This is a genomic window from Burkholderia sp. AU6039 (genome assembly GCF_002223365.1).
Classification (GTDB): domain Bacteria; phylum Pseudomonadota; class Gammaproteobacteria; order Burkholderiales; family Burkholderiaceae; genus Burkholderia.
In genome coordinates this window covers 287,799-300,191 of the sequence record NZ_NKFK01000004.1, presented here as the reverse complement: position 1 = coordinate 300,191, position 12,393 = coordinate 287,799, and the positions used below count along the sequence as shown (strand labels likewise).

General features: G+C 65.9%; 14 protein-coding genes. 9 read left to right on the top strand and 5 right to left on the bottom strand.

Annotated elements, in window-relative coordinates:
* Nucleotides 1-5 precede the first annotated feature (5 nt).
* From CFB39_RS14045 to CFB39_RS14010, 8 genes are all read left to right on the top strand, one after another.
* Nucleotides 6-461: a peptidylprolyl isomerase gene (locus tag CFB39_RS14045; protein WP_046544593.1), complete on the top strand. Its 456-nt coding sequence runs from the start codon at nucleotides 6-8 to the stop codon at nucleotides 459-461.
* A gap of 2 nt (nucleotides 462-463) precedes the next feature.
* Nucleotides 464-1,444: a 4-hydroxy-3-methylbut-2-enyl diphosphate reductase gene (ispH, locus tag CFB39_RS14040; protein WP_011352949.1), complete on the top strand. Its 981-nt coding sequence runs from the start codon at nucleotides 464-466 to the stop codon at nucleotides 1,442-1,444.
* A 203-nt stretch (nucleotides 1,445-1,647) separates the two neighbouring features.
* Nucleotides 1,648-2,391, top strand: a complete 744-nt coding sequence (locus CFB39_RS14035) for an amino acid-binding protein (RefSeq protein WP_179257680.1) — start codon at nucleotides 1,648-1,650, stop codon at nucleotides 2,389-2,391.
* 211 nt (nucleotides 2,392-2,602) lie between these two features.
* Nucleotides 2,603-3,553: a branched-chain amino acid ABC transporter permease gene (locus tag CFB39_RS14030; RefSeq protein ID WP_006488946.1), complete on the top strand. Its 951-nt coding sequence runs from the start codon at nucleotides 2,603-2,605 to the stop codon at nucleotides 3,551-3,553.
* A gap of 18 nt (nucleotides 3,554-3,571) precedes the next feature.
* Nucleotides 3,572-4,741 carry an ABC transporter ATP-binding protein gene (locus tag CFB39_RS14025; protein WP_089473419.1) on the top strand — a complete coding sequence of 390 codons (1,170 nt, stop codon included), beginning with the start codon at nucleotides 3,572-3,574 and terminating at the stop codon, nucleotides 4,739-4,741.
* A 23-nt stretch (nucleotides 4,742-4,764) separates the two neighbouring features.
* Nucleotides 4,765-5,541: an ABC transporter ATP-binding protein gene (locus CFB39_RS14020; RefSeq protein WP_069248652.1), complete on the top strand. Its 777-nt coding sequence runs from the start codon at nucleotides 4,765-4,767 to the stop codon at nucleotides 5,539-5,541.
* Nucleotides 5,541-6,257, top strand: a complete 717-nt coding sequence (locus CFB39_RS14015) for an ABC transporter ATP-binding protein (RefSeq protein ID WP_089426143.1) — start codon at nucleotides 5,541-5,543, stop codon at nucleotides 6,255-6,257. The genes CFB39_RS14020 and CFB39_RS14015 overlap by 1 nt, the downstream gene beginning before the upstream one ends.
* Nucleotides 6,258-6,526: 269 nt before the next feature.
* Nucleotides 6,527-7,198, top strand: coding sequence for a DUF2278 family protein (locus tag CFB39_RS14010; protein WP_069248650.1), 672 nt, complete (start codon nucleotides 6,527-6,529; stop codon nucleotides 7,196-7,198).
* A 24-nt stretch (nucleotides 7,199-7,222) separates the two neighbouring features.
* On the opposite strand, the gene CFB39_RS14005 is transcribed toward CFB39_RS14010, so the two are convergent.
* The 3 genes from CFB39_RS14005 to CFB39_RS13995 form a co-directional block, all read right to left on the bottom strand.
* Nucleotides 7,223-7,678, bottom strand: a complete 456-nt coding sequence (locus CFB39_RS14005) for a GNAT family acetyltransferase (RefSeq protein ID WP_089473418.1) — start codon at nucleotides 7,676-7,678, stop codon at nucleotides 7,223-7,225.
* 13 nt (nucleotides 7,679-7,691) lie between these two features.
* A complete protein-coding gene (locus tag CFB39_RS14000; protein WP_069248649.1) occupies nucleotides 7,692-8,876 on the bottom strand; it encodes an acetylornithine transaminase in 1,185 nt (394 codons plus the stop codon).
* Nucleotides 8,877-9,167: 291 nt separating this feature from the next.
* A complete protein-coding gene (locus tag CFB39_RS13995; protein ID WP_011352940.1) occupies nucleotides 9,168-10,199 on the bottom strand; it encodes a CDP-6-deoxy-delta-3,4-glucoseen reductase in 1,032 nt (343 codons plus the stop codon).
* A 107-nt stretch (nucleotides 10,200-10,306) separates the two neighbouring features.
* Between CFB39_RS13995 and CFB39_RS13990 the strand changes: the two genes are divergently transcribed.
* A complete protein-coding gene (locus tag CFB39_RS13990) occupies nucleotides 10,307-11,344 on the top strand; it encodes an NAD-dependent epimerase/dehydratase family protein (protein ID WP_089473417.1) in 1,038 nt (345 codons plus the stop codon).
* On the opposite strand, the gene CFB39_RS13985 is transcribed toward CFB39_RS13990, so the two are convergent.
* Nucleotides 11,327-11,512 carry a hypothetical protein gene (locus CFB39_RS13985; protein WP_089426139.1) on the bottom strand — a complete coding sequence of 62 codons (186 nt, stop codon included), beginning with the start codon at nucleotides 11,510-11,512 and terminating at the stop codon, nucleotides 11,327-11,329. The two genes, CFB39_RS13990 and CFB39_RS13985, sit on opposite strands and share 18 nt — an antisense overlap.
* A 108-nt stretch (nucleotides 11,513-11,620) precedes the next feature.
* The gene (locus tag CFB39_RS13980; protein ID WP_089473416.1) at nucleotides 11,621-12,337 is read right to left on the bottom strand and encodes a pseudouridine synthase; all 717 of its coding nucleotides are present in this window, start codon (nucleotides 12,335-12,337) and stop codon (nucleotides 11,621-11,623) included.
* Nucleotides 12,338-12,393: the final 56 nt, after the last annotated feature.

Here is a 12,393-nt window from a genome sequence, read left to right as displayed (position 1 = left end):
AATTCATGAGCCTCATCGATCTATCCGAAGTGAAGCCCGGTTCCCACGTCACGTTGCATTACCGGCTGGCACTCGCCGACGGCGCCGATATCGTCAACACCTTCACCGACAAGCCGGCCACGCTGCTGCTCGGCGCGGGGCAACTGGCGCCGTCGCTGGAACAGATTCTGATCGGCCTCAGGGTCGGCGACCATTCGACTTTTCAGCTAGCCCCCGAACAGGGGTTCGGTCCCCGGAATCCCGACATGCTCCAGCGCGTGACGCTGTCGACGCTGCGCGAGAACGGGATGGTCGGCGACGATTTCACGCCGGGCGAGCTGATCGAGTTCAACGCGCCGGACGGCGGCCGATACGCTGGGGTGCTGAAGGAAGTCAGCGAAACCTCGGCACTGTTCGACTTCAATCATCCGCTCGCGGGCCAAGCGCTCACGTTCGAAGTGAAAATCATCGGAATCCTGTAATCATGAGCACCACCGATACACTGTCCGGGCAGACCGTCGCCGCCGATGCCGAAATCCTGCTGGCCCAGCCGCGCGGTTTCTGCGCGGGCGTCGATCGCGCGATCGAGATCGTCGAGCGCGCCATCGCGATGCACGGTGCGCCGATCTACGTCCGTCACGAGATCGTCCACAACAAGTACGTGGTCGAGGATCTGAAGAAGAAAGGCGCGATCTTCGTCGAGGAACTCGAGGAAGTGCCGGCCGGCAATACCGTGATCTTCAGCGCGCACGGCGTGTCGAAGGCCGTGCGCGACGAGGCCGACGTGCGCGGGTTGCGCATTTACGACGCAACCTGCCCGCTCGTCACGAAGGTGCACGTCGAAGTGGCGAAGATGCGCCAGGACGGCGTCGACATCGTCATGATCGGGCACAAGGGCCATCCTGAAGTCGAAGGCACGATGGGGCAGGTCGAGCGCGGCATGCATCTCGTCGAGAGCGTCGAGGACGTGCAGAAGCTCGAGCTCGCCGATCCCGAACGCATCGCGCTCGTCACGCAGACGACGCTGTCCGTCGACGACGCAGCCGAGATCATCGGCGCGTTGAAGGCCAAGTATCCGAAGATCCGCGAACCGAAGAAGCAGGACATCTGCTACGCGACGCAGAACCGCCAGGACGCCGTGAAGTTCATGGCGCCGCAGTGCGATGTCGTGATCGTCGTCGGCAGCCCGAACAGCTCGAATTCGAGCCGCCTGCGTGAAGTGGCCGAGAAGCGCGGCGTGGACGCGTACATGGTCGATGCACCCGACCAGATCGATCCGGCATGGGTCGCAGGCAAGCGTCGCATCGGCGTGACGGCCGGCGCGTCGGCCCCCGAAGTGCTCGCCCAGGCCGTGATCGCGCGGCTGCGCGAACTCGGGGTGCGCAATGTGCGCGCGCTCGACGGCATCGAGGAAAACGTGTCGTTTCCGCTGCCGCGCGGGTTGAACCTGCCGCCCGCCGCCTGATTGCCGCATCGCACCCGCGGAACACCGAAGCGCGCCTGACGGCGCGCTTTTTTTTGCCTGTCGAAATCGCAATCGCAACCATTATTCGGACCAATGGTGCAACCGGGTTGCTCTGCGCGCTTCCAAGCGTCTCTCAAAATTGGTTGCAATGCAGGAAAACCCCATCGAATCAGGATTATTGGCGTCCTATAAATGGAGTTACAATGCGCCCGTTTTCAGGCCTGAATGGCTTTGAAATCGGATTTTGGCAAGGCGCGGGAGACCACTCGATGCATGTGAAGTTGGCTTACGCCATGTCCGTCGCCGCACCGGTTGCAATGCTTGCCGGCTGCAGCAAAAAGAGCGACGACGAGGCGGGGAGGGAGGCTGCGGCGTTCGCGGCACCGCCGGCCAGCGGCGTGCGCGTCGCCGGAACCGGTCGTGCGGCACCGTTCGTGTGCCGCACCGCGCAATTGGGCAAGGACAAGGAAAACGGGGCACGTTTGGCGATCGAGGAAATCAACGCGCTTGGCCTGGCGAACGGTCAGGCAGCGCGCACGCAGGTTGCAGCACAGCAGGCCGCCGGTCGTGGCGTGACAGCGACCGTGCGCGCCGATCGACGCAGGCCGGCCCGGGTGCCCGGCGATGCGGGCAGCGTGCCGATGTCGCCGGTCCCCTTTCATTTCGATTCGACGAAACAGCGCGTTGCCGCGAGCAATGATGTCGCGGCGCGCGGTCTGGTTCGTACGATGGATTCCGACGCAGTCCTGACGAATGTCGGGCGCGGCGTTCGCGGTGCCTCGCGAGGCACCGCGGCACGGAATCCAATCCGCCCGGGTGCGGGGCTTGCCTCGCACCGGACGGGACAAGGCACGGATGCCGGGCAACCGGACGATGGCCGTCTCGGCATGCTGCCCTACGACTTCAAGGAGGCCACGAACACCGTCCTCGATGTCGTGACGATTTAGCGACGGGACTCATGACGGCACCGGAACAGTGCGGTGCCGTTTTTGTATCCGCTCCGGCGGCAGGTCCGGCCGTACAGGCCGGGCGGCGCGCGCCGGGACGATCCACCCTTACCGGTATCGACTAGTACCCGCAGTGTCGCCGAGAAGGCGCGATTCCTCGCTTACCCGCGGGGCGCAACGTCCTCCGGCAGCACGGGCCAAGGAGCTTTAAATGGATATTTTCGTCCAGCAGGTTCTCAACGGGCTGGTGCTCGGCAGTGTCTACGCCATCATCGCGTTGGGTTACACGATGGTGTACGGCATTCTCGGCATCATCAACTTCGCGCATGGCGACGTGCTGATGATTGGCGCGATGGTCGCCCTGTCGGCCATCACCGTGCTGCAGAACCATTTCCCCGGACTCGGCAACGTCGCGACGCTGACGATCGGCCTGGGCATCGCCGCAGTCGTCTGTGCATTCGTCGGCTTCACGATCGAACGGGTCGCCTACCGGCCGCTGCGTCGCGCTCCGCGCCTCGCCCCGCTGATCACCGCGATCGGCGTGTCGATCCTGCTGCAGACCGCCGCGATGATCATCTGGTCGCGCAACCCGCTGCCGTTCCCGCAATTGCTGCCGACCGATCCGATCAACGTGATCAAGGCCACCGACACGACGCCCGGCGCCGTGATCTCGGTGACTGAAATCGTGATCATCGCGGTGGCGTTCATCGTGATGGGCGGCCTGCTGCTGCTCGTGCACAAGACCAAGCTCGGCCGCGCGATGCGCGCGATCGCCGAAAGCCCGAACACCGCGAGCCTGATGGGCGTGAACCCGAACTTCGTGATCTCGGCGACGTTCATGATCGGCTCCGCGCTCGCCGCGCTGGCCGGCGTGATGATCGCATCCGAATACGGCAACGTGCACTTCTACATGGGCTTCATCCCCGGCATGAAGGCATTCACGGCCGCGGTGCTGGGCGGGATCGGCAACCTCGGCGGCGCGATGGTCGGCGGCGTGCTGCTCGGCCTGATCGAGCAGCTCGGGGCCGGCTACATCGGCAACCTCACGGGCGGCGTATTCGGCAGTAACTACCAGGACGTGTTCGCCTTCATCGTGCTGATCATCGTGCTGGTGTTCCGTCCGTCCGGCCTGCTGGGCGAACGTGTCGCGGATCGCGCGTAACGGAAGGGAGCAAACAACATGACATCCATTCAACCGATCGAATCCTCGACGTCGCTCGTCGAAGAGCGCAACACCACCAAGACCATCATCATCGGCCTCCTGACCGCGGTCTTCGTGATCGCGGCGCCGATCATCATCGGCTCGGCCGGCGGCAACTACTGGGTCCGCGTGCTCGACTTCGCGATGCTGTACGTGATGCTCGCGCTGGGCCTGAACGTGGTGGTCGGCTTCGCCGGCCTGCTCGACCTGGGTTACATCGCGTTCTACGCGGTGGGTGCGTACACGGCGGCATTGTTGAGCTCGCCGCACCTGACCTCGCAATTCGAGTGGATCGCGGCGCTCGCGCCGAACGGGCTGCATATCCCGTTCCTGATCATCGTGCCGATCGCGATGGCGCTGGCGGCGACCTTCGGGATCCTGCTCGGCGCGCCGACGCTGCGCCTGCGCGGCGACTACCTGGCGATCGTGACGCTCGGCTTCGGTGAAATCGTCCGGATCTTCATGAACAACCTCGACCGTCCGGTGAACATCACCAACGGCCCGAAGGGGATCACGGGCATCGATCCGGTGCACATCGGCGACTTCAGCCTCGCGCAGACGCACTCGCTGTTCGGGATCCAGCTGCCGTCGGTCTACATGTACTACTACCTGTTCGTGCTGTGCTCGCTGCTGGTGATCTGGGTGTGTACGCGCCTGCAGCACTCGCGTATCGGCCGCGCATGGGCGGCGATCCGCGAAGACGAGATCGCGGCGAAGGCGATGGGCATCAACACCCGCAACGTGAAGCTGCTCGCATTCGCGATGGGTGCGTCGTTCGGCGGCCTGTCGGGTGCGATGTTCGGTTCGTTCCAGGGCTTCGTGTCGCCGGAATCGTTCACGTTCTGGGAATCGATCGTCGTGCTGGCCTGCGTGGTGCTCGGCGGCATGGGCCACATCCCGGGCGTGATCCTGGGCGCGGTGCTGCTCGCGATCTTCCCGGAATTCCTGCGCTCGACGATGAGCCCGCTGCAGCACGCGCTGTTCGGTCATGACATCGTCGATACGGAAGTGATCCGTCAGGCGCTGTACGGCCTCGCGATGGTCGTCATCATGCTGTATCGCTCGGAAGGCCTGTGGCCCGCGCCGAAGCATGAGGACAAGATCGCGAAACTGGCGAAGCGCGCCAGCAAGAAGCCGGTGCGCGCTTAATCGACGGACAAGGGGATACACACATGAGCGACAAACAAATCCGACTGTCCGTGCAGGGCGTGAACAAACGCTTCGGCGGCCTGCAGGCGCTGTCCGATGTCGGTCTGCAGATCAGGGAAGGCGAGATCTACGGCCTGATCGGCCCGAACGGCGCCGGCAAGACGACGTTCTTCAACGTGATCACGGGCCTCTACACGCCGGACTCCGGCGAGTTCAAGCTCGACGGCACGGAATACAAGCCGACCGCGGTGCATCAGGTCGCGAAGACGGGCATCGCGCGCACGTTCCAGAACATCCGCCTGTTCGGCGGGATGACGGCCCTCGAGAACGTGATGGTGGGCCGCCACGTGCGCACCAAGCACGGGCTGCTCGGCGCGGTGTTCCAGACGCCGGCCGAACGCCAGGAAGAGCGCGAGATCAAGGAGCGCGCGATCGAGCTGCTCGAATACGTCGGCGTGCTGCAGTACGCGGACTACACGTCGCGCAACCTGTCGTACGGCCACCAGCGCCGCCTCGAGATCGCGCGCGCGCTGGCCACCGACCCGAAGCTGCTCGCGCTCGACGAGCCGGCGGCCGGGATGAACGCGACCGAGAAGGTCGAACTCACGCGCCTGCTCGACAAGATCCGCTCGGACGGCCGCACGATTCTCCTGATCGAGCACGACGTGAAGCTCGTGATGGGGCTGTGCAACCGGATGACGGTGCTCGATTACGGCAAGGTGATCGCCGAGGGTCTGCCGCAGGACGTGCAGAAGAATCCGAAGGTGATTGAGGCATATCTCGGCGCAGGGGTGCACTGATGGCAGCGGCAATGTTGAAAATCAAGGGCTTGCAGGTCAACTACGGCGGCATCCAGGCCGTCAAGGGCGTTGACATGGAAGTCCGTCAGGGCGAGCTCGTGACGCTGATCGGCGCGAACGGCGCGGGCAAGACCACGACGATGAAGGCGATCACCGGTCTGAAGGCGTATTCGGCCGGCGACATCGAGTACGAGGGCAAGTCGATCAAGGGCATCCCGACGCACGAGCTGCTCAAGCGCGGCCTCGCGATGGTGCCGGAAGGCCGCGGGATCTTCGCGCGGATGTCGATCGTCGAGAACATGCAGATGGGCGCGTACCTGCGCAACGACGGCGAGCAGATCAAGAAGGACGTCGACCGCATGTTCGGCTTCTTCCCGCGCCTGAAGGAGCGTGCGACGCAGCTCGCGGGCACGCTGTCGGGCGGCGAGCAGCAGATGCTGGCGATGTCGCGCGCGATCCTCTCGAAGCCGAAGCTGCTGCTGCTCGACGAGCCGTCGATGGGCCTGTCGCCGATCATGGTCGAGAAGATCTTCGAAGTGGTGCGTGAAATCTCGAAGGAGGGCATCACGGTGCTGCTCGTCGAGCAGAACGCCCGCCTCGCGCTGCAGGCGGCCGACCGTGGCTACGTGATGGATTCGGGCACGGTCACGATGGAAGGCGATGCGAAGCAGATGCTCGACGATCCGAAGGTGCGTGCCGCGTACCTGGGTGAATGAGTGAATGAGCGGGCCCGGTGGCGCGCGGCGGCAGATGCCGGCTGCGTCGCACACGGGCTTTCGAAAGGCTGTCACGGGATGCCGTGACAGCCTTTTTTTTCGTGTGATGCGATTCCGGCCGAACTTGTGCGTGCGGGCGCGACTCCATTCGACTGTCGCGCCGCGTACGCGGCGCGGGAACGATGGGGCGGCCGCTCGTTGCCGGTCGCCCGCAAACCGACACACGGGCCATGTAGCATCGGCGGCCCATCGGCACACGGAGAGCACGCATGAGTCTGGACTACGGTTTCGTGAAGGCGAAGGTGACATCGGTGGCGAAGCTGAAGGGCTCGCCGCATGGCAGCGAGATCCAGTACCACATCCACCTGACGCTGGCGTTGCCCGGCGGCGACTGGGACGTCGCGATCAACGTGGGCACCAACGACGCGGACGACCTGCTGAACTACAAGCTCGTCTACGATTTCCACCACCCGATCACGCAGACGCTCGCGGCCGCGGCCGAGGGCTACACGGACCTGACGGGGCAGGCGGCATTGCCCGCGCTCGACTACCTGCGCAGCGACATCCTGAACGAAACGGGCGCGTGGCGCCCGAGCGCCGTGATGGACGGTACCGAGAATCAGGAGCCGATCCCGTCGCTGCTGCGGCTCGTGAACGCCGCGCAGTCGCAGGGGCTCGACGTCGTCGTGTTCGGCCGCTCGTATGCGGAAGGCAACGGCATCCACGACACGCACATGAACCAGGGTTCGACCGGCTCGAACTACCTGCACCGCGCGGGCGACGACCACAACGACCACAACGACATCTGGCAGGACGGCGCGCTGATCGTGCGCGTGAGCGATACGCAGTGGGCCGCGTATTTCGCCGCGTTCGAGCAGCAGGCCGTGCCGACCGACGCGCTCGGCAATCCGCTGCCGGGCGCGGGGCCGATCACGCGCTGAAGTGGCGGGCTGCCGGCCTTTGCTTCACGCGGCCGGCAGCGTCTTGCCGAACGAGATGCGTTCCTCGACGCGATAGCCGAGCGCCGCGTAGAAGCGGCACGCATCGTCGTTGCCGGGGAGCACCTGCAGGTTGATCTTCAGGCAGCCGCGCGCGGCGAGCGCGCGTTCCGCATGCGCGATCAGCGCGCGGCCGATGCCGAGCCGGCGTGCGTCGTTCGATACGCCGAACGAGTAGAGCCAGCCGCGATGCCCGTCGAAACCCGCCATCAGCGTGCCGACCACGCGCGCGCGGCTGGTCGCGACGAAGAACAGTTCCGGCTGCGTCGCGAGCTTCAGCTCGATCGATCGCAGCGGATCGCGGTGCGGCGGCGCATCCGCGTCTTCGTACTGCGGGAACGCGTCGCGCCATACCGCGAGCACGGCATCGGTGTCGGCGCGTTCGAACGGGCGGATTGCGACAGCATCGGCGGCGGCATCCATCGCGGCGGTCTCCTTAGAGCGTGTCGAGCACCGACCGCAGCATCGCCATCATCTGGTCGATTTCCTCGGTCGTCACGTTCAGTGCGGGCATGAAGCGCAGCAGGTTCGGCCGCGCGGCGTTCAGCAGCAGGCCGTCGGGCTGCATGTCGCGGGCCTTCTCGACGATCTGCGGGCCGATGTCCTTGCCGAGCAGCAGCGCGCGCAGCAGGCCTTCGCCGCGTTCGCCTTCGAAGCCGCGCTCTTCCGACAGCTCGAGCAGCTTGCGCTTCAGGTATTCGCTGCGCGCACGCACACCTTCGAGGAAGCCCGGTGCGACGAGCTGCGAGATCACCGAATAGCCGACCGCCGTCATCAGCGGGTTGCCGTTGTACGTGCCGCCCTGGTCGCCGGCCTCGAACACCGCGAACTCGGCCTTCGACAGCAGCGCGCCGAGCGGGGCGCCGCCGCCGATGCCTTTCGCGAGCGTCATGACGTCCGGCTCGATGCCGGACAACTCGTACGCGAACAGCGTGCCCGCGCGGCCGCAGCCGCTTTGCACTTCGTCGACGATCAGCAGCAGGTCGTGCTGCTTCGTCAGCGCGCGCAGCGCCTGCATGAATTCACGCGTGGCCGGAATCACGCCGCCTTCGCCCTGGATCGGTTCGAGCATCACCGCGACGGTCTTGTCGGTGATCAGCTTCTCGACCGAGTTGATGTCGTTCAGCTCGGCCTTCGGGAAGCCCGGCACCTGCGGTGCGTAGATCGTGTCCCAGCCCGGCTTGCCGCTGGCCGACATCGTCGCGAGCGTGCGGCCGTGGAAGCTGTGGTCGAACGTGATGATCTCGTACGCGCCGTTCTTGAACTTGCGGCCCCACTTGCGCGCGAGCTTGATCGCGCCTTCGTTCGCTTCCGCGCCGCTGTTCGTGAAGAACACCTTGTCGAACACGCTGTGCTGCGTGAGCAGGCCCGCGAGCTTCGCCATCGGTTCGTTGTAGAACGCGGGCGACGGGTTCAGCAGCTTTTCCGCCTGCGTCTTCAGCGCGTCGACGATGCCTTCGTTGCAATGGCCGAGGCTGTTGACGGCCCAGCCCTGGATGAAGTCCAGATAGCGCTTGCCCGTGTGATCGTAGAGCCACGAACCCTTGCCGTGCGTAAACACGATGTCGGGGCGGTTCGTGATGTACATCAGCGAGTCGATCGGATAATCGTTCAGGGGCATGGCAGCAGACTCCAGCGGACGTTGAAAGGGAAACAGGCAATAAAAAAGCCACGGAAGGCCGTGGCTGGTGGGTCGAACAGCTTGTGCGTAACCGGTGAAGCGGTGTGGGTTACGCGCGAGTCCGTGACGAGCCGGCGGCATCCGGGCGGAGCGGCGAGCGGCGACGTCGAAGGGCGGACAGGAAGCAGTTCATGTGCGCAAGCATAAGGCATCCCGCGCGTCACTGTAAACCGCCGCGATGCCACGGATGTGACATCGCAGCGTGCAGTGCCGTACGCGGGTGCGCGGGCCTTAGACCGGATGCGCGAGATCGGCGGCGCTCGTGAACGAGTCCGCGTAGAACTCGTCGGCCGGCAGCGCGTGGTGCTGCGTGAAGTCGCGCTGCGCGGATTCGACCATCACCGGCGCGCCGCACGCGTACACCTGGTGGCCCGACAGGTCGGGCAGATCCTCGATCACCGCGCGGTGGACGAAGCCGGTGCGGCCCGTCCACTGATCGCCGGCGTCCGGCTCGGAGAGCACCGGCACGTACTTGAAGTTCGGGATCTCGCGTGCCCACTGCTCGGCCAGTTCGCCGAGGTAGATGTCCTTCTTGCGGCGCGCGCCCCAGTAGAGCGTCATCGGGCGCGTGATGCCCGTATGCTTCACGTGCTCGATGATCGCCTTGATCGGCGCGAAGCCGGTGCCCGATGCGAGCAGCACGATCGGCTTGTCGGAGTCTTCACGCAGGAAGAACGTGCCGAGCGGGCCTTCGAAGCGCAGGATGTCGCGCTCCTTCATCGCGCCGAACACGTGGTCGGTGAACTTGCCGCCGGGCATGTGGCGGATGTGCAGCTCGACCGGGCCTTCCTCGTGCGGCGCGTTCGCCATCGAGTAGCTGCGGCGCGAGCCGTCCTTCAGGATGAACTCGACGTACTGGCCCGCGAGGTACTGCAGGCGTTCGTTGGCGGGCAACTGGAGCTTCACGACCATCACGTCGTCGGCCTTGCGCTCGAGCGCGGCGATCCGGCACGGCAGCTTCTTGACCTGCACGCCGTCGACGCCGGCGATTTCACGCACGTCGATTTCGAGATCGCACTGCGCCTTCGAGCAGCACAGCAGCGCGAGGCCGCGCGTGCGTTCGTCGTTGGACAGCGCCGACGCGGCGTGCGGGCCCTGTTCGATCTGGCCCGACACGATCTGGCCCTTGCACGAGCCGCACGCGCCGTTCTTGCAGCCGTACGGCAGATGGACGTTCTGGCGCAGCGCGGCCGCCAGCACGGTTTCATCCGACTCGACCTGGAATTGCCGGCCGCTTTGCTTGAGAGTGACGTTGAATGCCATAGAACCAAACTAGAACAAAATGGGGGGACCGTGCATGTCGGGCACGGCAGCTACAATGCAAACCCGTTGCGCGTCGCGCAACGGTGGCTACTGATTTCGCAACCAACATGATCGCGACTCGAATCCTGCGCCGGCCGCGCGCACTGATCGTCGGCTGCGGCGACGTCGGCATGCGCTGCGTCGCGCAATGGCGCGACACGCGCCGCAACCTGCGGATCTTCGCGCTGACGAGCCATCCGGCCCGCCGCGACGAACTGCGTGCCGCGGGTGCAACGCCGATCGTCGGCGACCTCGATCGCCGGGCGACGCTTGGCCGCCTTGCGGGTCTGGCCCGCACGATCCTGCATCTCGCACCGCCGCAGTCCGATGGCCGTGACGACCGGCGCACGCGTGCGCTGATCGCCGCAACGACCGTGCCTGCGCGACGGCCACCGGTGCCGCCGGCCTCGGCGGTCGGCCGGCTCCGAACCCTGCGCACCGCGACCCGACAGGCCGGCGCGCCCGTTCGGGCAGCGCGTATTGTACCCGACGGCCTTCGTGCGCCGAGGCTCGTCTATGCCAGTACGACGGGCGTTTACGGCGATTGCGGCGGCGCGCGCATCGACGAAACGCAGCCGCTGCGTCCCGCGAATCCGCGCGCGTTCCGGCGCGTGTCTGCCGAGCGGCAACTGCGGGCGGCGACGGTGCGCGGCGTGCTGTCCGCGCGCATCGTGCGGATTCCCGGAATCTACGCGGCGAACCGCCTGCCGGTCGCACGGCTCGAGCGCGGCACGCCGGCGCTCGAGCCGGCCGACGACGTCTACACGAACCACATCCACGCGGACGATCTCGCGGCGATCCTGCGCCGCGCGGCCGAACGCGGCAAGCCGACGCGCGCCGTGCACGCGTCGGACGACAGCGAACTGCGGATGGGGGAGTATTTCGACCGGGTCGCGCAGGTGCTCGGCCTGCCGAGGCCGCCACGTGTCAGCCGCGCGGACGCCGAGCGTCAGCTCGAACCGACACTGCTGTCGTTCATGCGCGAGTCGCGGCGCCTGTCCAACGCACGGCTCAAGGCCGAATTGTGCGTGACGTTGCGCTATCCGACCGTAGACGATTTCCTTCAAACGCTCGCGCCGGGCGACGCATCAGGTGAGCGCCGGTAACGCCTCGATCAGCAGGAAGCACAGCAACGCGCCGATCAGCGCGCCAATCAGGTTCGGATGATATTTGTGCTTCATGTGCATCGCGGCCAGCAGCCCGCCGATCACGATGACACCGATGACCGCGAACGCGATCATCACGGACGACAGTTCGAAAGTATGGTTGTTCATGATGCCTCCCCCTACGTCGCTGTTCTCTTACAGCTTGTGATTTCAGTATAGCGGGGGAACATGCGGCCGAGATGCGGTCGAGCGTCGAACGGTCGTGCGGATTTTCCCTTACAGGGTTTTGACCGGATTGCGCAGCGCTGAAAGGTCGGCGTCATCGAGCCAGCGCCACGCGCCGGGCGCGAGGTCGCCCGGCAGCGTGAAGCCGCCGATGCTTTCGCGATGTAGCGCTTCGACGCGATTGCTCGCCGCCGCGACCATCCGCTTGACCTGGTGGTACTTGCCTTCGAGCACGGTCAGCGCGAGTGCGTGCGGGTCGCGCGCGTCGGCGGCGACCGCGGCGATCGGCTTCGGCTCGCCGTGCAACTGCACGCCGGTGCGCAGCGTGTTCAGCTGCGTGTCGTCGAGCGGGTGGCGCACGGTTGCCACATAGGTCTTCGGCACCTTGCGCTTCGGCGACGTGTACGCGTGCACGAACTGGCCGTCGTCGGACAGCAGCAGCAGGCCCGTCGTGTCCTGGTCGAGACGCCCGACGCACTGCACGCCGCGCGCGACGAGCGGTGCAGGCAGCAGGCTGAACACGCTCGCGTGGTGTTGCGGATCGCGCGAACACTCGTAGCCGGCCGGCTTGTTGAGCGCGAGATAGGCGCGTGCGTGGAACGGCCACGCCGTATCGTCGACCGAGAACACGAGGCCGTCGGTATCGAACGCGGCGTCGGGGTCGGTCGCGCGGGCGCCCGCCACGGTGACGCGGCCCGCTTCGATCAGGCCGCGGCACTGGCGGCGCGAGCCGAAGCCCTGGGTGTAGAGAATGCTTTCGAGATCCATAGCGCGCGCATTCTATCAAGCGATGGCGCGCGACCGGCATGAACGCACATGCGCTG